General features: G+C 54.1%; 25 protein-coding genes and 1 riboswitch. Of the genes, 7 read left to right on the top strand and 18 right to left on the bottom strand.

Annotated elements, in window-relative coordinates; translation table 11 throughout:
* Positions 1-517 precede the first annotated feature (517 nt).
* A complete protein-coding gene (locus ETC05_RS02350) occupies positions 518-1,084 on the top strand; it encodes a Uma2 family endonuclease (protein ID WP_031410155.1) in 567 nt (188 codons plus the stop codon).
* Positions 1,085-1,490: 406 nt separating this feature from the next.
* On the opposite strand, the gene ETC05_RS18135 is transcribed toward ETC05_RS02350, so the two are convergent.
* On the bottom strand, positions 1,491-2,669 hold the full coding sequence (locus tag ETC05_RS18135; RefSeq protein WP_368668024.1) for an SEC-C metal-binding domain-containing protein: 1,179 nt from the start codon (positions 2,667-2,669) through the stop codon (positions 1,491-1,493).
* Positions 2,670-2,968: 299 nt separating this feature from the next.
* Here ETC05_RS18135 and ETC05_RS02340 point away from each other — a divergent pair, with 299 nt between their 5' ends.
* Positions 2,969-3,406: a hypothetical protein gene (locus ETC05_RS02340; RefSeq protein WP_031410158.1), complete on the top strand. Its 438-nt coding sequence runs from the start codon at positions 2,969-2,971 to the stop codon at positions 3,404-3,406.
* Positions 3,407-3,459: 53 nt separating this feature from the next.
* Here the strand turns inward: ETC05_RS02340 and ETC05_RS02335 are convergent, their stop codons facing one another.
* Together ETC05_RS02335 and ETC05_RS02330 are read right to left on the bottom strand one after the other, a co-directional pair.
* Entirely contained in the window at positions 3,460-4,365 is a 906-nt protein-coding gene (locus ETC05_RS02335; RefSeq protein ID WP_171660400.1) for a pseudouridine-5'-phosphate glycosidase, read from the bottom strand.
* Positions 4,366-4,367: 2 nt separating this feature from the next.
* Complete coding sequence (locus tag ETC05_RS02330; RefSeq protein ID WP_171660276.1) at positions 4,368-5,303, bottom strand: carbohydrate kinase family protein; 936 nt, start codon at positions 5,301-5,303, stop codon at positions 4,368-4,370.
* Between the two features lie 265 nt (positions 5,304-5,568).
* Here ETC05_RS02330 and mscL point away from each other — a divergent pair, with 265 nt between their 5' ends.
* The gene (gene mscL / locus ETC05_RS02325) at positions 5,569-5,964 is read left to right on the top strand and encodes a large conductance mechanosensitive channel protein MscL (RefSeq protein ID WP_031410164.1); all 396 of its coding nucleotides are present in this window, start codon (positions 5,569-5,571) and stop codon (positions 5,962-5,964) included.
* A 366-nt stretch (positions 5,965-6,330) separates the two neighbouring features.
* Here the strand turns inward: mscL and ETC05_RS02320 are convergent, their stop codons facing one another.
* From ETC05_RS02320 to hutG, 6 genes are all read right to left on the bottom strand, one after another.
* Positions 6,331-6,747, bottom strand: coding sequence for a DUF4871 domain-containing protein (locus tag ETC05_RS02320; RefSeq protein WP_253263920.1), 417 nt, complete (start codon positions 6,745-6,747; stop codon positions 6,331-6,333).
* Positions 6,748-6,960: 213 nt separating this feature from the next.
* Positions 6,961-8,289 (bottom strand): YjiH family protein, encoded by a 1,329-nt coding sequence (locus ETC05_RS02315; RefSeq protein ID WP_171660274.1) that lies wholly within the window; start codon positions 8,287-8,289, stop codon positions 6,961-6,963.
* A gap of 96 nt (positions 8,290-8,385) precedes the next feature.
* Positions 8,386-9,660, bottom strand: a complete 1,275-nt coding sequence (gene hutI / locus ETC05_RS02310) for an imidazolonepropionase (RefSeq protein WP_171660273.1) — start codon at positions 9,658-9,660, stop codon at positions 8,386-8,388.
* Between the two features lie 15 nt (positions 9,661-9,675).
* The gene (gene hutU / locus ETC05_RS02305) at positions 9,676-11,331 is read right to left on the bottom strand and encodes a urocanate hydratase (protein WP_483299789.1); all 1,656 of its coding nucleotides are present in this window, start codon (positions 11,329-11,331) and stop codon (positions 9,676-9,678) included.
* Positions 11,332-11,499: 168 nt separating this feature from the next.
* Positions 11,500-12,987, bottom strand: coding sequence for a helix-turn-helix domain-containing protein (locus tag ETC05_RS02300; protein WP_171660271.1), 1,488 nt, complete (start codon positions 12,985-12,987; stop codon positions 11,500-11,502).
* Between the two features lie 74 nt (positions 12,988-13,061).
* Positions 13,062-14,060 (bottom strand): formimidoylglutamase, encoded by a 999-nt coding sequence (gene hutG / locus ETC05_RS02295; protein ID WP_171660270.1) that lies wholly within the window; start codon positions 14,058-14,060, stop codon positions 13,062-13,064.
* Positions 14,061-14,204: 144 nt separating this feature from the next.
* Between hutG and ETC05_RS02290 the strand changes: the two genes are divergently transcribed.
* Both ETC05_RS02290 and ETC05_RS18030 read left to right on the top strand, forming a co-directional pair.
* Positions 14,205-14,621 (top strand): PaaI family thioesterase, encoded by a 417-nt coding sequence (locus ETC05_RS02290; RefSeq protein ID WP_171660269.1) that lies wholly within the window; start codon positions 14,205-14,207, stop codon positions 14,619-14,621.
* 272 nt (positions 14,622-14,893) lie between these two features.
* Positions 14,894-15,022, top strand: a complete 129-nt coding sequence (locus ETC05_RS18030) for a hypothetical protein (protein WP_256371092.1) — start codon at positions 14,894-14,896, stop codon at positions 15,020-15,022.
* Here the strand turns inward: ETC05_RS18030 and ETC05_RS02285 are convergent.
* The 7 genes from ETC05_RS02285 to ETC05_RS02255 all read right to left on the bottom strand — a co-directional run bounded on the left by ETC05_RS02285 (position 15,019) and on the right by ETC05_RS02255 (position 20,539).
* On the bottom strand, positions 15,019-15,501 hold the full coding sequence (locus tag ETC05_RS02285; protein WP_031410178.1) for a PaaI family thioesterase: 483 nt from the start codon (positions 15,499-15,501) through the stop codon (positions 15,019-15,021). The two genes, ETC05_RS18030 and ETC05_RS02285, sit on opposite strands and share 4 nt — an antisense overlap.
* Before the next feature lie 174 nt (positions 15,502-15,675).
* Entirely contained in the window at positions 15,676-16,068 is a 393-nt protein-coding gene (locus ETC05_RS02280) for a VOC family protein (protein ID WP_171660268.1), read from the bottom strand.
* A gap of 26 nt (positions 16,069-16,094) precedes the next feature.
* Positions 16,095-16,451, bottom strand: coding sequence for a hypothetical protein (locus ETC05_RS02275; protein WP_216366294.1), 357 nt, complete (start codon positions 16,449-16,451; stop codon positions 16,095-16,097).
* Between the two features lie 48 nt (positions 16,452-16,499).
* Positions 16,500-16,604: riboswitch (SAM riboswitch) on the bottom strand.
* Between the two features lie 502 nt (positions 16,605-17,106).
* Positions 17,107-18,597 carry a glycerol kinase GlpK gene (gene glpK / locus ETC05_RS02270; protein WP_171660267.1) on the bottom strand — a complete coding sequence of 497 codons (1,491 nt, stop codon included), beginning with the start codon at positions 18,595-18,597 and terminating at the stop codon, positions 17,107-17,109.
* Between the two features lie 67 nt (positions 18,598-18,664).
* Complete coding sequence (locus ETC05_RS02265) at positions 18,665-19,483, bottom strand: MIP/aquaporin family protein (RefSeq protein ID WP_031410185.1); 819 nt, start codon at positions 19,481-19,483, stop codon at positions 18,665-18,667.
* A gap of 207 nt (positions 19,484-19,690) precedes the next feature.
* Positions 19,691-20,092, bottom strand: coding sequence for a sporulation protein (locus tag ETC05_RS02260; RefSeq protein ID WP_031410187.1), 402 nt, complete (start codon positions 20,090-20,092; stop codon positions 19,691-19,693).
* A gap of 195 nt (positions 20,093-20,287) precedes the next feature.
* A complete protein-coding gene (locus tag ETC05_RS02255; protein WP_031410189.1) occupies positions 20,288-20,539 on the bottom strand; it encodes a hypothetical protein in 252 nt (83 codons plus the stop codon).
* A gap of 319 nt (positions 20,540-20,858) precedes the next feature.
* On the opposite strand from ETC05_RS02255, the gene cspD reads away from it, so the two are divergent.
* A complete protein-coding gene (gene cspD / locus ETC05_RS02250) occupies positions 20,859-21,059 on the top strand; it encodes a cold-shock protein CspD (protein ID WP_003251474.1) in 201 nt (66 codons plus the stop codon).
* A 129-nt stretch (positions 21,060-21,188) separates the two neighbouring features.
* A complete protein-coding gene (locus tag ETC05_RS02245) occupies positions 21,189-21,458 on the top strand; it encodes a DUF2564 family protein (protein WP_171660266.1) in 270 nt (89 codons plus the stop codon).
* Between the two features lie 226 nt (positions 21,459-21,684).
* On the opposite strand, the gene ETC05_RS02240 is transcribed toward ETC05_RS02245, so the two are convergent.
* The gene (locus ETC05_RS02240) at positions 21,685-21,900 is read right to left on the bottom strand and encodes a zinc-finger domain-containing protein (RefSeq protein WP_031410195.1); all 216 of its coding nucleotides are present in this window, start codon (positions 21,898-21,900) and stop codon (positions 21,685-21,687) included.
* Positions 21,901-21,906: 6 nt separating this feature from the next.
* Positions 21,907-22,572 carry a ribonuclease H family protein gene (locus ETC05_RS02235; RefSeq protein ID WP_171660265.1) on the bottom strand — a complete coding sequence of 222 codons (666 nt, stop codon included), beginning with the start codon at positions 22,570-22,572 and terminating at the stop codon, positions 21,907-21,909.
* Between the last annotated feature and the right edge of the window lie 77 nt (positions 22,573-22,649).

Below are 22,649 nucleotides of genomic sequence, written 5' to 3'. Positions count from 1 at the left end.
CTTGAACCATGCAGGGCGGGCCGTTACTTACCGGCCAACATCTAAAAGGCCGGTGATTTCGTGCCCCATCGTGCAGGCCCCAGACATGTTCAATGACACCTTGCGGAAACAGCTTTCTTTCCGTGAAAATCATCGTCTGCGAGCAGTGATTTTCATGCCGAGGTGGGAAGGACCCATTCCTCATGGGGCGCCTTTCTGTGAAACGAACACGTCGGCGAGCATTGATTTTTTATACCTAGATCGGGAGCAACATTTTCTCATGAATGTTTTTTGGCGAAATACCTCCGATGGGCTGGTGACGGCTGTGTTTTACCGGCCTTCTCATGCTAAGGAAAACTTGTCGATTCTTTGATGCTTTGCTACTCTATCCATAAGACATGAACTTCCTTGTCTGAGTGGTTGGCACATCCATCTTCCTTAAGCAGTCCGGTTCACGTCTCCTTTTTCGCTTGATTTCTGGTGTTAGTGGATCAGTTGGTTTACAGTAAATAACAAAAAGGGGAAAGAAGGTGTTTTTGTGAACCCGCCTAACAACCATTTCGTTTCTCTCGAAGAGTTTTACCAAATGAGAGAAAGTACAGATCGGATCTTAGAGTACATTGACGGCACTGTCTTTATGTCCCCATCCCCTTCTACCCAGCATCAACGAATTTCCGGACGATTGCACGCCAAATTATTCAATTTTTTAGAAGACAAGGATTGCGAAGTCTTTCACGCTCCGTTTGATATTGAACTGAAAAACGATAAAATAGATGGAACAAAAATCGTCATTCCGGACTTATCCGTCATATGTGATCAAAGCGGATTAATGGAAAACAAATTTGTCGGAGTACCGACACTGATCATTGAAATAGTAAGTCCATCGAATCAAGCGCACGATTTAGTGTTTAAACTCAATCTCTATATGCAGTACGGAGTCCAAGAATACTGGATCGTGAATCCAATGCTCAATACGGTGCAAATTTATTCCCTCAATGACGAAGCCCAATACGAGCAAACCGATGTATTAAGAGGAAAAGGAATGGCTCGATCACGAGTGTTAAAAGGTTTTGAAGTCAATGTAGAGGAACTTTTTAAGGCGTAAACATAAAATATCATTTTTTTGCCCGTTCTTTCAGAAAGTCTTCTCCCTTGTCGGAAAGAATGGGCTCCGTTTTTTCGAGACTCAGATTGTTTTTTCCTTCTCCGTGCATGCTCCTTCCTCCGAGCCGCCCCCCTTCTTTCCCTTTCGCTTCGCCTAGAAAGCTGGTGAAAAACGGTTGCTTCTCTTGAGCAATGGGGGAGCGTGTGAAAGGCGATACCGATGCGACAGAGCTTTTTCTATTTGAGAAACGAGGTCGGTAAGCGGCCTGCTTCCTTAAATCACCAGCCTTCTAGAATGGGAGATTCCTGCGAACCTCGAAGCATCGTGCGGATCTTTGTTAAGCAACAAGCCCGCTCCTCACTTTCAGGCGCGGAGGCGGGCTGTTGGTTCGGCCAAGTATGTGTGTTTACTTCCCGCAGCACTTTTTATACTTTTTCCCGCTGCCGCATGGACACGGGTCGTTGCGGCCGATTTTGGGCTCTTCCCGACGGTATGGAACGTTTTTTGGCAAAGGTGGATTTTGCAACAACGCTTGAAAATGGCGGTATCTTTGATCGGCGAGCGCCTTCCATTTTTCTAATTTCGGATGGTCGAGCCCTAGAATGGTATAATATCCGTAAGCGGTTTGTTCTACATCGATCAGCCCGGAATGCCCTCGTTTTTCCACTCTTTCTAAATATTCTTCCACTTCCGGAAGCGCTTCTTGATCCAGCTGGTGGCAAAGCGCCTCAAAGCAAAACGCGCGCATGTCATCATCGCGCAGCTCGGAAAACACTTCCCGCAATACACGGACGGCCTGCTTTGATTTAATGTTGGCGAGCACATGAATGGCCGAAAAGGCCGTTTCCTTTTGAAACGCATATGGGCGTACGGCTTCGATGACTTCGCCGTTTTGAAACGTCGACAACGCATAAACGACTTGATCGAGGAGCACATCGCCATCTTGTTGTTCCAACAGCGAGGCTAGTCTTGGAATATATTCGGTGGCGCCCATCAACGAAAGCGCATACACCGCCAAAATACCATCGTACGAAAACCATGGCTGCTGTTCATTTTTCATCCACGTGAGACTCACGTCTTCCTTTGTCAGCCACTCGCGCTCAACGAGAATGCGCACGACTTGCTTGGCGGCGGAAAACAAGTTCTGGTTAAACATCTCTTCCTGTTCCAAGCGGGAAAGCAACGAAAAGTAGTGGTCCCATACGTCGTCTTCCGCTCCCTCGGCCACAAGCCGGACAGCGCGTTGCCAAGACCGCGGGAAGTGGCGAAGCAGCTGCTGTCCGTAGGTTTCAAGTTGCGCAACCGAAAACGGGAAAAACCAGCGGACATACTTGGCTGCATCTTTGATGGTCAACAACTGTTCAAGCGCCCGATCGGTCAGCGGTTGTTTCGATACGCCGCGCAAAATCATGCTTCGCATGTCCTCGTCGGCAGTTGTGACGGCCTCGTCAATGAGACGCTCCACCCACGCAGCTGGAACGCCTGGATACTCCTCTATTGCGTAAAAGGCAAACTGACGGAGGAGAGGATCTTCACAAAATAAATACGGTTCGATCGTTTCTAAAAAGGACATGATCACACCCACCTTTTTCTTCCTTCGTCTCTGGTGCCAGCCGGACATCGATGTTCAGCTAGTCCCATGACGAATATTTTCCATTTTAACACTCTAACTGCAAAAACCGCAATGAAAACGATGGCCGTGACAGCGGTCGAAACGATGGCCATCGGCAACCAAATAGATGCCAAACGATGAATACAGGGGCATTTCTGTCATAGCTGTGCCCCCCCTTTATAATCATTGACAAAATCCCACCTGTTTGAAACTATCTTTTCTTCTCGTTAGCTTGCTTGTCTGATATACTAGAGAGAAAGGAGGTGAATGTTATGGAAGAAAAAACGATATTGGCGCAAATTTTGCAAGCGCTCGATTTGTACGCGACAGACATGCGCAAGCAGTTCGAAGCGCTCTATGAGAAATTTGACTCGCTCCAACAACAAGTCCAAGCGCTGAACGAACAGACGAACATGATGAACAAACGGATGGAAGACATGGAAAGACGCATGGAAGAGATGGACAAACGGATCGGAGAAATGGACAAGCGCATCGAAGAAATGGATGGGCGCATCGAGGAGATGGACGGACGGTTTGAGCGGCAAATCGCCCAGTTGGAGCGCACCGTGAACGAACGGTTCGAACGGCTCGAAGCGAAACTCGGTCACATCCACGTCGAACTGACTGAAACACAAGAGACTGTCGACTTCCACTCCGTCAAAATCGCCCAGCATGATCGAAAAATCCGCCATTTGCTTCACACCCGATAACATCTCCACTACCATCATGCCCCCGCTCTTCCATCAGGGCGGGGGCGCGCACATTAAGACAGTTCACAGGCAAGGTCGGTCGCTAAGGCGGCGTTGTTTTTCACTAAGGCGATGTTCGCTTTTAAGCTTTTCCCTTCGGTTAATGTTTTCACCCGGTCAAGCAAAAACGGGGTGATCGCTTTGCCGGTGATGCACTTTTCTTCCGCTTCCTTGAGCGCTTGTTCGATGATGGCGGTGATGTACGATTCCTCAAGCTCGTCTTCTGGCGGAACTGGATTGGCGACGACGATGCCGCCGGCTAAGCCGAGCGCCCATTTGGTTTCAATGAACGTGGCGATCTCTTTGGCGCTGTCTAAGCGGTAATCGACGCGAAACGGGCTTGTCCGCGAGTAAAACGCCGGCAGGACGTCCGTCTGATAGCCAAGAACCGGAACGCCGTGCGTCTCGAGGTACTCAAGCGTCAAGCCTAAATCCAAAATCGATTTCGCCCCGGCGCAGACGACTGCGACGTTTGTCCGCGCCAACTCTTGCAAGTCAGCCGAGATGTCCATCGTTCGCTCAGCGCCGCGGTGCACTCCGCCGATGCCGCCGGTCGCAAACACGCGAATCCCCGCCATCGCCGCGCAAATCATCGTCCCCGCCACGGTGGTCGCCCCGTGTTTCTTTTTGGCGACGACATACGGCAAGTCGCGGCGGCTCACTTTTTCAATGTCGCGGCTTGTGCCTAAAAATTCAAGCTCGTCATCCGTTAGCCCGATTTTGATTTTTCCATCGATGATGGCGATCGTCGCCGGTACAGCGCCGCGGTCGCGGATGATCCGCTCGACGTCTTTCGCCGTTTGCACGTTTTCCGGGTGCGGCATACCGTGGGAAATGATCGTTGATTCCAAGGCGACAATCGGCTTTTGTTCCGCTTTCGCCGCGGCCACTTCTTCGGAAAAAACAAGGATGTCGTTCATCATCATTGTCCTCCTTCGCGAAAATACTGTTCATGCGCTGCTCGCAACCGTTGTTCCGTCAGAGCGGGATTCACCGTTTCAGCCGTCTGCAGCGTCAATGCCGCGTTGCTCATCCCGAGGCGGCAGGCGTCTTCCACCGAATGTCCGTTCAGGACGCCGTACAAAAATCCGGCCGCGAACGCATCGCCCGCCCCGGTAGCGTCGATGACCTTGATGGCGGGAGCCGCGATCGCTCCCCTCTTCCCTTTCCTTGTCGCGTACACGACACCCTCGGCTCCACGCGTAATGACGATGGTTTCCACTCCGAAACGAAAAAGCGATTCGATCGCATCATCAAGATGCTGTTTCCCGGAAAGCGCCATGGCTTCCGCCTGATTCGTGACGAGCCACGTGACACCGGCGAGATCCGTCGGCAATCGCTTCACCTTGGGCACGGACACGGTCACGGCGCAAAGAGGGAGGCGTTCTCGGCGGCACTGCCCGATCACCCAAGAGATGACATCGGGCGGAAAATTCGTATCGAGCACGACAGCGGAAATCGAACCGAGCTCCCGCCATCGCTGCTTTAGCCATTCGCTTCGTACGGCGCCATAAATGGCCATATCGGCCAAGGCGAGCACCATCTCGCCGCGCTCATCAAGCACCGCTGTATACGCACCGGTGTTCGCTTCGGGGATTCGCGTGACCAGCCTTGTGTCAACATATGGACTCGTGGCATCAATGAGCCATTGCCCGTCATGATCAACGCCGACCACGCTGAAGAGGACAACGTTTTGCCCGAGCCTCCCGAGATTTTCAGCGATGTTTCTCGCCACCCCGCCTGCAGTCTGCGCGCTCGCGACAGGGTGGGACGTGCCGAGCTCAAGCGGCACAAGCAGCCGCGCTTTCCGATCGACATTCGCCCCGCCGATGCAGACGATGGCATCTTTCGTTCTCATGCCTTTCATCCTTTCGGGCGCATCCTTGCCAAAGCGGCGCCCTTGCTTCCTATTTTCCTTTATTGTATCATACGGCGCCTGCCATGAAAAAAGAGAGCGCACCGCTTTCTATGATTTCGTCCTGGAACGTTTCCCAAAGCCGCTGTATGATATAATACAGGAAACGACCGTTCAAGAAATGAATGTTGTCGAACCATATTTTTTGACGCCGTTGAAAGGCCGAACATCCTTGATAGATCAACATTTCTAGAGGGAGGAGACTGTCATGTGGAACGAATTTAAAAAATTCGCCATCCGCGGCAATGTCATTGACTTGGCCGTCGGGGTCATCATCGGCGGGGCGTTTGGCAAAATCGTTTCCTCGCTCGTCAATGACATCATCATGCCGCTTGTCGGGTTGATTCTAGGCGGCATTGATTTCAGCAGCTTATCATGGAAAGTCGGCAAGGCGGAAATCAAATATGGCGCGTTTATCCAAACGGTTGTCGACTTTTTGATTATCGCCTTCTCGATTTTCCTGTTTGTCAAACTGATCAACACCTTATACGAACGGGTGAAAAAGCAAGAAGAAGTGAAGGAAACAGCGCCGACGCTGACAAAAGAAGAAGAGCTGCTCACCGAAATTCGCGATTTGTTAAAGCAGCAGCGGGAAACGATGTAAGCATCTGGAGGCCGGTGATGAAAGGAGCAGGTCGCTTTACCTCCTTGTTTCTCAAATGAAGAAACTTGGCGGCATCAGCTTCCCATTTCACGTGATCTGGCGTCCTTACTAACGCGGAGCGGAACGGCCGGGCGAAGCCATATTGGCAGTGCCGATGCGGACGGCCGCTTCACAAAGTTCGGGGGAGTTCGGTCCTGCCGCTCTATCAAAGGAAATCATCCACCCTCAAGCGAACGAATCGCTAGGGTGGATGCTGTTCTTTTGCCAGCGCTGATCCTCCCGGCGCAAACCGCGTATAGCCAGGTCAATGATGGACGACGTCACTGATCAATATCGATTCGTTTCTGCCAAGAAACGCCTCACGGCTCAGTGGACGTCAATGACGACATAGTCCCAGTACGTGTTTCCGAGAAAAACAAGCAACGCCCACGTCCCCGGTTCTCTCAGCTTCATATTGGACGGAATATGAGCGTCCGCCCCGTTGTTCGGCCTTCCCGGAACTCCCGTTGTCCAAACGCTTTTTCCATCCACGGTTAACGCAGGGGCAAGCTTGTGGCTTCCTTTTTTCACCGCCACGATCGTCAACTTTCCTTCTGGAATGGAGCCGCCCCAGAAATGCCACATGTATTTGTGATCTTGATTGGCTGTAAACGGCGCATCAATGAACCCCACCTTATTCGGCACTCCGCGCATTTGATAATTTCCCGATGGAAAAACGGGGCTTACTTCCCAATTGATGCGCTCAATGATGTTTTGATCGATTTTGACAGGCAGCTTTTCCATATCACTAACCGCAGACGGAGGGGAATGAACTTGTTTTTCATTCGTTTCCCATATACTGCATGCGGATAAGAAAAAAAGGATTGCGATGGCTAGCCAATGTTTCACATTGATCATTGTTTTGGCGACCCCTCCCCCGAAGGTCGAGCAGTCAAGTTCTCCTCGCTCGTTCTCAATCGGAAAGAAACATCCGCTTGTCTTGACGCCCGCTCATTGTCAAAGCAGCCAGTACGCCAGCGGTGCGGTGAGGATGAGCGTCAATACCGTCCGCTCGAACCAAATGACGAGCAGTTTCGGCAAACTGAGCGGAATCTCAGTGGATACAATGCATGGAATGACAGCGGAAAAGAACAAGATGGCAGAAACGGAAACAACGGCAATTATAAATTTTGTTACGAGCGGTGCTTCAGTGACAAGCAAGGCCGGCAAAAACATTTCGGCGATTTCGATGGCCGAGGCTTTCGCTGCCAACAACGGCTCTGGAATTTGCAAGAGAAGAGTAAACGGATAAAACAGATAGCCCAGCCAATCAAACAACGGCGTATATTCAGCGAGCAGCAGCCCGATCAACCCGACCGACATAATGGAAGGCAAAATGCCCATCGTCATGATAAAACCATCGCGCAAGTTTTCCCATATGTTCGTCCCGATCCCTTTTGACTGCGCTACCGCTTTCATCGCCTCAGACCAAGCTTGTTTCATATAGTTACCCGTCACTCTTTGCTCGGGATCCCCCTTGCCGTCGTAGTATTCATCGCTCATGCGGCTTAGCGGCCACATCCGAGCGGTGAACGCTGTAACGGCAAACGTGACGAGAAAGGTCACCCAAAAATACGTATTCCATATCGACATTAACCCTAACGTTTTCGCGACAACCACCATAAATGTGACGGATACGGTGGAAAAACCGGTAGCGATGATTGCCGCCTCTTTCACCGTATATTTGCCCTCTTTGAACACTTTGTTCGTGATCAAAAGACCGATGGAGTAGCTGCCGACAAAGGAGGCAACGGCATCGATGGCCGAGCGGCCCGGCGTTTTCCAAATCGGCCGCATGATCGGCTGCATCCACACACCGACGAATTCAAGCAGCCCGTAGCCAACAAGAAGAGCGAGAAAAACCGAGCCAATCGGCACAAGCAAGCCGACGGAAACCACGAGCTTATCGTACAAAAACGGCCCCATATCCGGCTGAAACAGCCATGCCGGACCGATCCGAAACACAAGCATGACAGCCACGATCAATCCAAGTACTTTGAGAATGGAAAAAACAGCGGTGACCGCGTCTTTGTTCCACGTCTTACTATAGAACGGATAAACCGCTCCAAGGGCAATAACGATAAGCGCATAATACGGGACGAGTCCCGGAAACTGCGCGCGAATCCATGTCACAATATGATCGAGTAAAATCGACGATGTGCCGCCGATCGACACTGGGACGAAAAATACGAAAATGCCGATGGCGCTAAAGACGAAAAACTTCCATGCCCCGCTTGTCGGCGTTGGTGTCGGCGTGGATGGCGCCATGGTTGGATTCGCTTTCATTTCTCTCCACCCCCATTGTTCTTCTACGCAAGACTGGTACAACCGGAAGCATCCCGCTTTCGGTCGCCAAACGCTTCAACGAAAGACCATCCCCCTTCAAGTGCGCACCTTTCCTCCCGCCACCACCACCTTCCCGTCCTTGATCACCGTCTCCGCATGGTTGACGCCGTAATAGTACATGATTTGCACGTAGTTCGGGACGTTGAAAACGACCAAATCCGCTTTCTTGCCTGGTTCAAGGCTGCCGATCACATGGGCGCGGCCGATGGCGTGGGCGGCGTTGATCGTGGCGGCGGCAAGCGCTTCGGCCGGGGTCATGCGCATATGCAAACAGGCAAGGCTCATGACCAACGGGAGCGAGACGGTCGGCGATGAGCCGGGGTTGCAGTCGGTCGCTAAGGCGACCGGGACGCCAGCGTCGAGCAAGCGACGGGCGTTGGCGGCTTTGGTTAGTAAGAAAAACGCTGTGCCTGGCAGGAGGACGCCGATCACGCCGCGCTCCGCCATGCGGCGGAGGCCGTCATCAGAGGCACGGAGCAAGTGGTCGGCCGATATCGCCCCCACCTCAGCGGCCAGTTCGGCGCCGCCGTACGGTTCGATTTCATCGGCGTGGATTTTCGGCGTCAAGCCGTGCGCTTTGCCCGCTTCAAGGATGCGGCGCGCCTCATCAGGGGTGAACACGCCGCGCTCGCAAAAGACGTCGTTGAACTCAGCCGACCCCTGACGGCTGACTTCAGGAATCATTTCTTCGATGATCAAACGGATATATTCCTCCCGGTCGTGCTTCCACTCCGGCGGAACGGCGTGGGCGCCAAGAAAGGTGGAAACGACATCGACCGGATGGGTATCATCGAGCCGCTTGGCGACGTTAAGCTGCTTGATTTCATGTTCAAGGCTTAACCCGTAGCCGCTTTTCGCCTCAACGGTCGTGACGCCGTGAAGCAAAAACTGATCGAGCCGCCGCTTGCTTTCTTCATACAGCGTCTCTTCCGACGCCTCGCGGGTTGCCTTTGTCGTCGCGTGAATGCCGCCGCCGGCGTTCATGATCTCCATATACGTCGCCCCGCCGAGGCGCATCGTCCATTCGTGTTCACGGCTGCCGGCGTAAACGAGATGGGTGTGCGGGTCGACAAGGCCAGGGGTGACCGTTTTGCCGCGGGCGTCGATCACCTCTGCTTCGGCAAGCCGATCCGCGAAACGGCGGACGAGTTCGTCGTCCGGTCCAACGGCAGTGATCGTGCCGTTTTCGATCCAGACGCTGCCGTTTTCCATGATGGAAAGGTTGCTCATCTGTTCTCCCACAAGCGGGGCCGCGGAGCTTCCCGCCAGCGTGACGAGCTGGCGGGCGCGGCGAACAAAGAGCGGGCGCATAGGCGGTTCTCCTTTCTACTTCAGCATCGGCATATCGATGCCTTTTTCTTTCGCCGTCCGAATGGCGAGCTCATACCCAGCGTCGGCGTGGCGGACGACACCAAGACCGGGATCGGTCGTCAACACGCGTTCCAGCCGTTTTTCCGCCTCTTTCGTCCCGTCGGCGACAATAACCATGCCGGCGTGAATGGAGTAGCCCATGCCGACGCCGCCGCCGTGGTGAACCGACACCCAGCTTGCGCCGCCGACCGCATTCAACAGGGCGTTTAAAATCGGCCAGTCAGCGATGGCATCGCTTCCGTCTTTCATCGCTTCCGTCTCCCGGTTCGGCGAGGCGACCGAACCCGAGTCCAAATGGTCGCGTCCGATGACGATCGGCGCCTTCAATTCACCGCGGGCGACCATGTCGTTGATGATTTTTCCGAACTTCGCCCGCTCGCCGTAGCCAAGCCAGCAAATGCGCGCCGGCAACCCTTGGAATTGGATTTGTTTTTGCGCCATGCGGATCCAATGGCAAAGGCGTTCGTTCTCGCTGAACTCGCGCAAAATGACTTCATCGGTTTTGTAAATGTCTTCCGGGTCGCCGGAGAGCGCCACCCAGCGGAACGGGCCCTTTCCTTCACAAAAGAGCGGGCGGATGTACGCCGGCACAAAGCCCGGGAAAGAGAAGGCATCTTCGACTCCTTCGTCTTTCGCCACTTGGCGGATGTTGTTGCCGTAATCAAACGTCACCGCTCCTCGGTGTTGCATCGCCAACATCGCCCGTACGTGCTCAGCGATCGATTGTTTGGCGCGGGCAACGTACTGCTTCGGATCGCGCACCCGCAGCTCAGCTGCCTCCTCAAGCGTCAACCCCGCGGGGATGTAGCCGTTTAACGGATCATGGGCGGACGTTTGATCGGTCAAGACGTCCGGAACAAAACCCATATCAACGAGCCGCGGCAACACTTCGGCCGCGTTGCCGACAAGGCCGATCGACAGCGCTGTTTTCTCTTCCTTCGCCCGTTTGGCCATGGCGAGCGCGTCGTCCAGGCTGTCGGTCATCGTGTCAAGGTATTTCGTGTCAAGGCGGCGCTGGATGCGGGCCGGGTCGACTTCAACGGCGAGACAGACGCCGCCGTTCATCGTCACCGCCAACGGCTGCGCCCCGCCCATGCCGCCAAGGCCGGCCGTTACCGTGATCGTTCCTGCCAGCGTGCCGCCAAAGTGCTGGCGCGCCACTTCGGCGAACGTTTCGTACGTCCCTTGGACGATGCCTTGGCTGCCGATGTAAATCCAACTGCCGGCCGTCATTTGTCCGTACATGATCAGCCCTTTTTTGTCGAGCTCATGGAAATGGTCCCATGTCGCCCATGCCGGCACGAGGTTCGAGTTGGCAATGAGCACGCGCGGCGCATCCGGGTGGGTGCGAAACACCGCGACCGGCTTGCCCGATTGAATGAGCAATGTCTCATCGTTTTCCAATCGGAGAAGAGTGTCCACAATCGCCTCGTAACATTCCCAGTTGCGCGCCGCTTTCCCGATGCCGCCGTAAACGATCAACTCATCCGGCCGCTCGGCGACCTCCGGATGCAAGTTGTTGTGCAACATGCGCAGCGCCGCTTCCTGAATCCATCCTTTCGCTCGCCGCGTTGTTCCGGAAAGCGCTTGTACCGTTCGTTTGTCTGTCATCGTCATCCTCTCCTTTTCCCTCTTTGCTTTTATTGTAAGGAAGGGAAGAAGACGGAGATAGATGCGCCTCTTTTAAAGGTGAGTCATTTTTTTCGAAATTTCATATTTCTTTTCTCTTCATTGATCCATTTCTTTTGATGGCTGTTCATTTTTTTTGAAAAAAACCGCCTACCGCGGTGATGACCGATACGATCGTTGTTCATCGCGGTAGGCGGTCGGTGTCTGATTCAGTTCGGCTTTAAAGACGCGTGTCAAATAATGGGCCGTGCGAAACCCGGTCTGTTCAGCGATTTCCTTAATCGAGAGGTCGGTTTGCCGGAGCAGCCGTTTCGCCTCCTCAAGCCGCCGGTTCGTCAGCCATTGGCGGAACGTCACACCGCGCTTTTTCGACAACAAATGGCTGAAATACGCGGGGCTGCGGCCGGCTGCCGCCGCGGCCCGCTCCAACGTGAGCGACGGGTCGCGAAAATGCGCTTCCATATAGCGGAGCCCCCGTTCGATGGCGTCGACGCGCGCGTCTTCCGCTGCTCGCCTCGCTTCGTCAAGCAGCCGGCGCAAAAACAAAATCAATTCCTGAACGATGCGATACAGCACCGGATTATACAAAATTTCCTGAAATAGGCGCATGTACTCGCGTTCGGTCGCGCCGCGGTCCAGACGGTACGTCTTCATAAACCGGCGGATTTGCGCCAAAATGCTCGTCAACCGCGTGCGCACCATCTCCGGGCTCGGAAACGGCGGCGTCCAATCGGAAAATTCCCGTTGCAGCCATCGTTTGACCGCTTCATGGTCAAACCGCTCAAGCATCTCGATCCATTGCCGCTGCTCTTCCGGCGTCAGAAACGGATCCAAGTGGCGCCACTGTCCGTCATCAGGCGCCGGAGCGATCACTTGCCGGTAGCCGATAAAAAACGTTGTCTCGAGCAGCCGGCGGGCGGCTTGGTATCGCTCACGCACCGATCGCCGGCCATCCGGCGGCATGATGACGACCGCCAATGGCTCATGATGGTCCTCCTCCCAATCGCGCAACATCTTCCATGCCTCTTCTTTTCCGTCGCCCGGCAGCTCGGGAAAGAGACAGGCCGCCATATGGGTCAACGGCAAGACGCGCGCCCTCCGGCGAAACGGATAGTTTGTTAAAAAGCGGACCACTTCGGAAGAGAAGGCAGGTTGTTCGGCCTGCACAAGCCATACGTGGGTCGACACATCAACACGGTCATCGACAAACAACGAGCGATAATCGTCATCATAGCCGCCAACACCGACGGACGGCCGAGAGCGCCCGTCCCCGGCGGAAAATGAAGCCGCCGTTCGCAACGCTTGCTTCAATTTGGCGGGCTCAAGCGGTTTCACAAGCAAATCGACGCATTGCCAGTCGATGGCTTGCTTCGCCCGTGCGAATGTCGCCTCAGCGGTTGCAGCAATCACGCGCTGGCAAAACAGGCGGATGCAAGATGTCGCTTTCCCCCACTGTTCATACGGAATCATATCCAATTCGACGTACAATAGCTCCGGCGCTTCCCGTTCCAGCAGCGCCATCATCTCCTCGACCGTAGCCGCCGTATATACTTGCTCAATCGGCAAGGAATACGCGGACACGAGCCAGCGGATCGCTTCTCGTTCCTTGTCGTCCCGTTCGGCAATGACGAGTTTCATCTTCTCACCGCCCTAGCTGCTTGATAGAGCATGTTCAACGAAAGTTCTCCGCGCTGTTTCGCAAACGTCGAAAGTCAACTGCCCCCACTGAGCCCGCTCTTGAATGGGGGGCCTCCTTGCAAACATTGGAGATGAAGAAGGATTTCTAGGCAAAAAGCAGCGGCTAGCGCCACGGTTTTTCCGCCTTCATCCACGAGCGGGTTGACTTCGCAAAGATCGACGCTGATCGTGTTCGGATGAGAAACGATGCGGCGGATGAGCGCGCGCACCAGCGATGGTGCGAGTCCAAACGGCGACGGCGCGCTCACCCCTGGCGCGGCGGCAGCGCTGATCGCATCCATGCAAATGGTCAACATCACGCCGTCATACGTTGAGGCAAATCGTTCGATCTGTTCATAAGCCGCCTCCATCGGCCCCGCAGTCAGCTGTTCTTCCAGCATGTACTCGCATCCGTACCGCTGTGCATCCGCAAACAGCGCCGCCGTGTTGCCGAGCTTCTGAATGCCTAAGCAGCAATATCCCACCTGTTTGTCCTCATCCAAAATTTGCCGAAACATCGTCCCGGATGTCGGCCCGTTATCATACGGCCGCAAATCGAAATGGGCGTCAATGTTGATGATGCCAAGGCGGGCGTTCGGCCCAAGCGCTTCACGGACGCCCAAATAATGGCCATACGCCGTCTCATGGCCGCCGCCGATCACCACCGGCGCCGCGCCGCTTCGCAGCAGGCGGGCGACGGCTTTGCCGAGTTCGGCTTGGCTTTGTTCGAGTTGTCCGTCCACGCAAACGACATCGCCCGCATCAAAGATGGACGCGCCTTGCGGAAGATGCCATGGCAGCCGCCCCAACGCCGCCTTCACGGCGGCCGGCGCCTCTTTCGCCCCTTGACGGCCTTGGTTGCGGCGCACGCCCTCGTCGCACGCAAAGCCGATGAGAGCCGCTGCTCGTTCCATCGGCGCCAACGGCTGCGATAAATCCAACAGGCGGATGCGCTGATGGAGGCGAAACGCCCGTTCATCGCTCACACTGTCCACCCGCCCCGTCCAGCGGCTTTTCTCGGGTTGTTGATACATCGAACCATCTCCTTTCGACGATCAGCTACCTGTTTCTTTCGCTGCCGCTTTGCCGTTCTCCTTCTGGCAGGGGCAGAAAGAGGAAATCGCGTCTTTCCCGCGAATAAAAGAATACAGATACGAAAACAGAAAGGGGGACACAGCATGAAATCAACCGTCAACTTGCATGACGTCATCGCCGGCCAAAGCGCGCCGCCGCCGTGCGATACAACGCTCGGCGTTCGCTTGACAGAAGCCCGGGACGGCTATGCGAAAGGAGTATGGAAGGTAAGCGAATCGCTGCTCAACGGCAACGGCGTCATTATGGGCGGGTTTGTCGGCGCGGCGGCCGATATCGTGATGGCTTATGCGGTGACGACCTTGCTTCGCGATGACCAAATGCACGCTTCGATCAACTTGCACACGACGTTTCATCGTCCGATGGAAGCCGGGGAAGCGGAAATCGAGGCGCTAGTGGAAAAACCCGGGCGAACGGTCGCTTATGTGACCGCCACCGTGCGGCAAAACGGCAAAGAGGTGGCGAGCGCCACGTCATCCGTGCTGATCATGGGAAAACGATGAAACACCGGTCTTCCGTGCTAGCGAGCGGGTCATGGGCAGGATTCCGAAAGAAGGCCAAAAAGGCTGGTGAAAAACGGTTGTTTCTTTTGAACAATGGGGGAGCGTGTAAAAGACGCTCCTGATGCGACAGGGCTTTTCTATTTGAGAAGCGAGGCTGGTAAGCGGCCTGTTTCCTTAAATCACCGCCCCTCAAAACCTACTGGAAAGAAAGCGGCATTTCGGACAACGTCTCCGGCCGCCTTGGCTCTTCACAACGGGCAGGGGGAATGATGATGGGCTTTGCCCGCCAGCGCGAGCCGAACTGCAGGGGGCGCTCAATTCTTCACCGCCCTCAGCGGCAAAGCGCCGAAGAAAGCGCTGCCAAAAACAGCGGCTTTTCGGCGCTTCCCGTTGCTTGTTAAGAGCGGACAAACGTTTTCGGCATCACGACGGCGACGACTTGCCCGCGGGCGCATAATTCACCGTTCGCAAACACTTCGGTGTCAACTTGCCATTTTTTCGGATGAATTTCCGTCACTGTGCCGATGGCCACAAGCGGCACCCCGTGCGGCGTCGGTTTGAGAAAATCGACGTGCAGCGAAGCGGTGACAAAGCGCGGCGGCGTCTCCCCGCTGCCCGGCTCATGGCCGTTTTTCCGGTGCAGCGCCAGCGCCGCTGAACCGGTGCCGTGGCAGTCGATGAGCGAGGCGATCAATCCGCCATACACAAACCCAGGGATGGCTGTATGTTCGGGGCGCGGCGTATACACCGTCACCGTCTTGTCCCCTTGCCATCCGGTGCGGAAATGGTGGCCCGTCTCATTCAAACGGCCGCAGCCATAGCACCAAGCGAATTCATCCGGATAGTCGTCTTGAATGGCGTGAACGATCGTTTCTTCCACTACACATCTCCCCCTCTCTTTTTCTAGTATACCATTGAATAGAGAGAACGACGACTCTTATTTAGGAGGATGGCTGCTTAGTGATGGACAAGACTGGCGAGAGAATGCGCGGCACGAGGGCCCAACGACCAGACGGCAAATGCATAGGCGGCCCAAACAGCGGACCGCCCGTGTTTATTGTGCAGATCGCTCCGGCTCGTAAAATTCGATCCATTCTCCGTCTGGACCGAGGAAAAACAAATATTTCGCCCCGTTCGGAAGCTCGGTAATGTCCTCCCAAACGAGCGGGATGCCAAGCGACACGAGCCGTTCTTTCTCCTGCTCGATGCCTTCGACCGTAAACGCGACATGATGCACTTTTCCTTCCGTCGGCAAATTCGGGTTGTATCCTTCGATGAGCTCGACGATGATCTGGCCGTCAAGCCCCAAAAACGCCAGTTTCATCGTCCCGTTCGTATGAATCATCTCGCTGAGCAGCTCGAGGCCGACGACGTTTTGATAAAATGCTTTCGATGTTTCAATATCTTTCACTTGGATGCCGACGTGTTCAAATTTTTTGACTGCCATTCGCTGTTCTTCCTTTCTCTCACGTTCTACGATTCAATGGAAAACACAGCGCGCAAATACGGGGTCATTTGCGGTGGGAAAATGTCTTTTTTTCCTAGCTCCTGCCATAGATAGCGGTCAAGGGCGTACGGCCCCTCCGCTTTCCATTCCTCTGCCTCATCGTTCGTCAGCACGAGGGAAAACATCGTTCCTTGCGCTTCCCCATACAAGTGGACATAGCCGTCCCCGCGGTCGATATGCACCACCGCCTGCCGATCGAACCGGGTGAGCTCCGTCCGCACGCAACGCATGACGTGAACAGCAAACGTCGCCGCCGGCAAATGCGCTGCCATGCAGGCGCGGAGCGACAGTCGTTCCGCCACTGTTTCCCCCTCACCTCCCATCATCAAAAACCCCCTTCCGCCTCGGAATGACGCGAAAGGGGGTGGCCGTTCTTATCATCCAAAGCGACATCGCTTTGCGGGTGTTAGCACCTTGCCAGCGGCAGGTTGCTGTGGGGTCATCAAGCCCGTTCTCTCGCCCACTCTTGATAAGACGTATGCTATTTCTTCTTATCCTACCACACATCCCCCTCAGTGACAACGGTCTTTACTATTGAACCACGCCCGTCTGTTCGGGGGTGTTGCTGCGATTCACTTCACCCTAAAATAGTATATAGACCCCCATGCCGAAAAAAAATTCAGCACCATCGGAAGGATGAAAATCCCCTTTTGTTTTATACAATCTTGAGATTTACATACCTTCAGGACAGATGCAACAAAAACGTTCAACATCTCCTTGACGGAAAAGTCGCTTATCCATTTTTCGACTGTCGAAAGCAAGCCGGTGGCTTGGAAAACCGAACGACCACTCACTTCAGGAGTAGAACGCGAGGAACAGCTCGAGTACTTGTGGGAAAAAGGCTGTCAAGAGGCGCAAGGCTACTTGTTCCAGCCCCCCATGCCAGCAGATGAAGCAGTCAACCTGCTGGCACGCAGTATCATAACGAAGGACGTAAAAACACGGATGCCCGTCATCCAAGGCATCCGCGTTTTTCCATCATTTAAACGCCATCGCCGCCCGCACCGCTTTTTTCCAGCCATCGTAGAGCATCGTTCGCTTGTTGTCATCCATCTTCGGCTCAAACCGGCGCTCGAGCTGCCATTGGGCGGCGATGTCACTCCGGCTGTTCCAGTAGCCGACCGCCAGTCCGGCCAAATACGCCGCCCCGAGCGCCGTCGTCTCGTTAATGACCGGCCGCTCGACCGGCACAGCGAGCAAATCGCTTTGAAACTGCATAAGCAAGTTGTTTTTCACCGCCCCGCCGTCGACGCGCAGCGTGGTCAGCGAGAGGCCGGAATCGGCTTCCATGGCGGCGAGCACGTCTTTCGTCTGGTAAGCGAGCGATTCCAATGTCGCGCGGATGAAATGCTCTTTCGTCGTGCCGCGCGTGAGGCCGAACACCGCCCCGCGCACCTCGCTGTCCCAATACGGGGTGCCGAGGCCGACGAACGCCGGGACGACGTACACCCCGTCCGTTGACTCGACTTTTTCCGCGTACGCTTCGCTATCCGCTGCTGTTTTGATCATCCGCAAGCCGTCGCGCAGCCATTGAATGGCGGAGCCGGCGACGAAAATGCTGCCTTCAAGCGCGTATTCGACCTTGCCGTCGATGCCCCAGGCGATCGTCGTCAGCAGCCCGTGCTTCGACTGCACCGCTTTTTCCCCCGTATTCATCAGCATAAAGCAACCGGTGCCGTACGTATTTTTCGCCATCCCTTCCGTAAAGCACGCCTGACCGAACAAGGCCGCCTGTTGATCGCCCGCCGCTCCGGCGATCGGCACTTCGACGCCAAAGAAATGGTATGGGACGGTTTTCGCGTATACTTGCGAGGATGGCCGCACTTCAGGAAGCATCGCCTTGGGCACGTTTAAAATCGCAAGCAGTTCGTCATCCCATTCAAGCGTATGAATGTTGAACATCAAGGTGCGGGACGCGTTCGAGTAGTCGGTCACATGGGCGCGGCCGCCGGATAACTTCCAAATGAGCCACGTGTCGATCGTGCCAAACAACAGCTCGCCGCGCTCCGCCCGTTCGCGCGCCCCCTCGACATGGTCCAAAATCCATTTCACTTTTGTCCCAGAAAAATAGGCGTCAATGAGCAGACCCGTTTTTTCGCGAAACAATGGATCATACCCTTTGGCTTTCAACTCCTCGCAAATGCCCGCCGTCTGCCGCGACTGCCAGACGATGGCGTTGTAAACCGGATTGCCGGTGTCTTTCTCCCAAACAACCGTCGTTTCCCGCTGGTTCGTAATGCCGATCGCCGCCACTTGTTCCGGCTTCACTTGCGCCTCGGACAAGACGCTGGCAATGACGGCAAGCACCGAACCCCAAATTTCGTTCGCGTTATGTTCGACCCAGCCGGGCTGTGGGAAATATTGGGTAAACTCTTTTTGCGCCATATGGACGATTTCGCCCTTTTGATTGAACAAAATCGCGCGCGAACTCGTTGTACCTTGGTCGATGGATAAAATGTATTGATCCATAGTATCGTCCTCCCCTTTTCTTGGTCGTTTTCGATCCACTCACTTTCATCCGCGTCAACACAAACGGTCAAGAAGAATAGCGTCTTGCGGCGCCGGCTGTTTTTCCTTCTGCCATCTTCGCCGCCGTCAAAACGACTGCGGTGGCCGCCAGCACTCCCCATAATGCGCCGGTCGGTTTTCCCAAGAAAACGGCTTTATACACCAAACTGCCTAACGCGCCGCCAAGCAGCGGCCCGACAATCGGCACCCACGCATACGACCAATTCGATGATCCTTTCCCTGGGATTGGCAACAAAAAGTGAGCTAACCGAGGCCCAAAGTCTCGAGCCGGATTAATGGCGTATCCGGTCGTACCGCCGAGCGACAGCCCAATCGCTACAATCAAAAAACCAACGACAAACGGATTGAGCCCATCGGCGAATTTGTTGGCGCCAATGGCCAAAATGGCCAGCACGAGCACAAATGTGCCGATGATTTCACTCAATAAATTGGCTGCCGTATTCGGCACGGCCGGCCCGGTGGCGAACACGCCAAGCTTGACGCCCGGATCGTCCGTTTCTTTCCAATGCGGCCAATAGTGGAGATAGATGACGGCAGCTCCAATCATAGCGCCGAGTACTTGTGCCAACACATAGCCAGGAACATCTTTCCACGGAAAATCGCCGCTGAGCGCCAACGCCACCGTCAGCGCCGGATTCAGATGGGCGCCGCTATACCGGCCGACAGCGTATACGGCCACCGCCACCGCCAGCCCCCATCCCATCGTAATGACAATCCAGCCCGAATTGGCCGCATACGATTTCTTTAAATTGACCCCAGCGCACACACCCGCGCCGAAAATGATGAGCAATGCAGTGCCAATGAGTTCTCCTAAAAATGGCGACATTGGGTCTCTTCCTCCTTTTCATTCGTGATTTTCCTTGTCATTTCCTGCTTGAGCCAAACCCTCCGGAGGGTTGTCTGTTGGGTGGAAAAACAAAAACCCACACACTTCCCCGCTAATCAACGAGGAATATGTGTGGGTCTCCGTTTCTCCGCCACAACAGAATATTAACTTACTTTGAGAATACCATTGTTTGAAAACGCTGTCAACCTATTTCTTTGCTAAAATTTGCACGTAATCGAAGTCGAGCGTATCGACCGCGTCTTCGATATGAAGGCGGGTGATGAACCGGTACGACCGGCCGGGGCGCGATGGCGGCAAGGTTTCCGGAATCATGTAGGAAAACGGGATTTCCTTTTTCTCGTTCGGCTTGATCGAAAACGCACCGGCCGCCGGAATGACAGCGACAATGTCATCTAGCTCCTTGCCATTTTCGATTGTTTTTTGCACAAGCTCCACATCGAGCCGCTCGATCCTTTGTTCCACCGTTCCGCCGTAAATGTGGACGGTCCCTTGAATCATTTCTCCCTGTCGCCATAACGATTTATCTAAGATCAAGTCGACGTGCGCCGACCCGACTCCGACTCTTGACATCATTTTGCGCAATAACACCGTAGTCACCTCTTTGTCTCTCTTGTCGTATTATCATACGAAAAAACGAAGCCGACTGTTTCAACGCGAGCCAAAAAATAAACAGACGATGCTGGCGCGGCACGTCTGCCCCTAGGGAGAAACAGGGACGAATGCGGCTCGTTTTGTTACCGCTTACATTCGAGATTACCGCATTCGCCTTCCGCTGTCAATTGGTTACTCGTACACATTTTCGTTTTCGATAATGTAATCGATTCGAATGACTGGGACGTCCTGTTGCTCGACTTCCGCGACAATCAAACCGACGCGGTCATGATAGATGCAAAACGTATCCTGCCCTTTGCGAAACGCCGACTCTCCGTACGAAAGAACCATGTGGTAAATTTTATTGTCGCTGAAATACCGACGGCTGACCCGGCTCCCTAACCGGACGATCACTTCTTTTCCCGCGATTTTTCCGCGGTACATCCGCTCTCCCCCTTTTTGTCGTTCCTATTCCAATGTATGGCCGTTGTTGCCCGCTCATGACTTTTTTCTCCCCAGCAGCCCGTTTTCCTTTTCAACTTATTGTTTTTCGAACCGGCAAACAACTTTTTTCGAAAATTTCCTTTCTTTTGCTTGACGCGGCCACCCGCGGTAGTGTATAGTAGAGTCATCACATAACAGAATATATTTCAGGCATTCAACATGAAAGCGCATCTTGGATGGCTGTGAAGTATATTTTGTTATTTGATAAAATCTTGAGGTTAGCCGAACAGGCTAAAGGTATTAGGAGGAATTCAGTATTATGCAACGTGGTAAAGTAAAATGGTTCAACAACGAAAAAGGCTACGGTTTCATCGAAGTGGAAGGCGGTTCGGACGTATTCGTTCACTTCACGGCGATCCAAGGTGAAGGGTTCAAAACGTTAGAGGAAGGCCAGGAAGTTTCGTTTGAAATCGTCCAAGGAAACCGCGGACCGCAAGCAGCGAACGTTGTCAAATTATAAGACTTCGTTGACATAGACGAGAGAACGGGAGCGGAACCAAAGGCACCCTGCTTAGGCAGGGTGCCTTTTTCATTGCGATTTGCATAGATTCAATCAAGCGGCGAACAATAAGGAAAGGGAGGTGTTCATATGGCCAAACGCGATGCCGACGTACATACGGGATACAACGACTTAAAGCAAGTGGAAATGTTCGTCGAAACGGCGGAAAAAATGGTCGGTCAAGCGACGATGCAACTCGACCCTGAGATGCTTCACCATGCCGAACAAGCGGTGAAAAACGCCCGCGGCCAGTTGGCGCGCGCTCGCCAACAAGCGACAGGCGTCGATGGCGATTTCCTCGCCCGCTGTGAACAAACGTTGGCCCGCGCCGAGCATCAGCTTCGCGAGGCGCAGCAATAAGGCAAGCAAGATGGAGCTTCGCTGTGCGAAGCTCTTTTGGCTTATATCCCCACTTGCTAAAGAAAACGAAGCAAACTGGCATTCTTTTGAGAAAACAGGCGAAAAAACCTGCTTTGCTGGCACAAGGAGTTATCTGATCTGCCTGTCAGCGGTGAAACGCCGTTCCATCGCTTGTCTCTTCAGTGCGCAAGAAGAAAACAGAGCGCCCCCGCTTTCTGATCCGCCATTATCGACGCGGACGCGCCGGCGCTGACAGGAGCATCTCTCCGTACTGCCGCATTTGTTCCCCGACCGTGCATTGCTGGATGCAAAACGACTGGGCGTACGTTTTGCCGTACTCTTTCCGGAACGTGCTTTTTAAAAAGCAGCCGTAGCAGTATGTTTCCTCCAGCCAAGCGATTTGGTCCAATATTTCTTTGCGTCGGTTTCTCTTCTTTCCCATACGACCTTACCCTTTCTCCGTCAATTCCGTTCGGCTTGTGATGATCTGCCCTTCAAGCGCCTGACGGGCGAGCGAATCCGCCTCTTTATTTTGCTTGCGCGAAATCGGCTCGTACGCCGGCTCGATGTGAAGTTCGCGCATTTTCGCTTCAATGCGGTCAAGCCAGGTGTTGAAATCGTCCTCAAAACACGGCCAATCACCGGACAGCTGCTTTAACACGACGTGGGAGTCGCCGCGGAACGTCACCGGCAAATGATGGACGCCAAGCTCCTCAAGCAGCTGCATGACAAACCAAAATGCCGCATACTCCGCCTCATTATTGGATTTGATTTCGCCAAGTCGACGGTTGGCGCGCAGCCGGTAGCGATGGTCGTTTTGCTTATAGTATACGACCGCGCCGGCGCCGCCTTGGGACGTCTCATGGTCAAAGCCGCCGTCGAAATACACAACAATCTCATGCGGCTCGCCGCCGATCTCCTCAAGCAACTTTTGCAGCTCTTTTTTTGACCACACCGTACCGTTTCGATCAACAAACTCAACTGTTTTCGTCCGCCCGGTTTTTTCAAAATCATCTGCCAAAGTGAGCGCCTTTTTGGCCTCCACCCAATCGGAAACAAGAAACGCCTCTTGTTTTTTCGGTGTGATATATGTCCAGTGGATTTGTACATCCAACGTTGGGTCACCCTTCCGCATGGCGATGATCGGAGCTGGTTTTTATTTTACCACACTTTCGCCCTTGTTCATTACCT

The sequence above is a fragment of the Geobacillus sp. BMUD genome, assembly GCF_013096845.1.
GTDB classification, from domain to species: domain Bacteria; phylum Bacillota; class Bacilli; order Bacillales; family Anoxybacillaceae; genus Geobacillus; species Geobacillus vulcani.
This window is presented reverse-complemented; position numbering and strand designations above follow the sequence as displayed.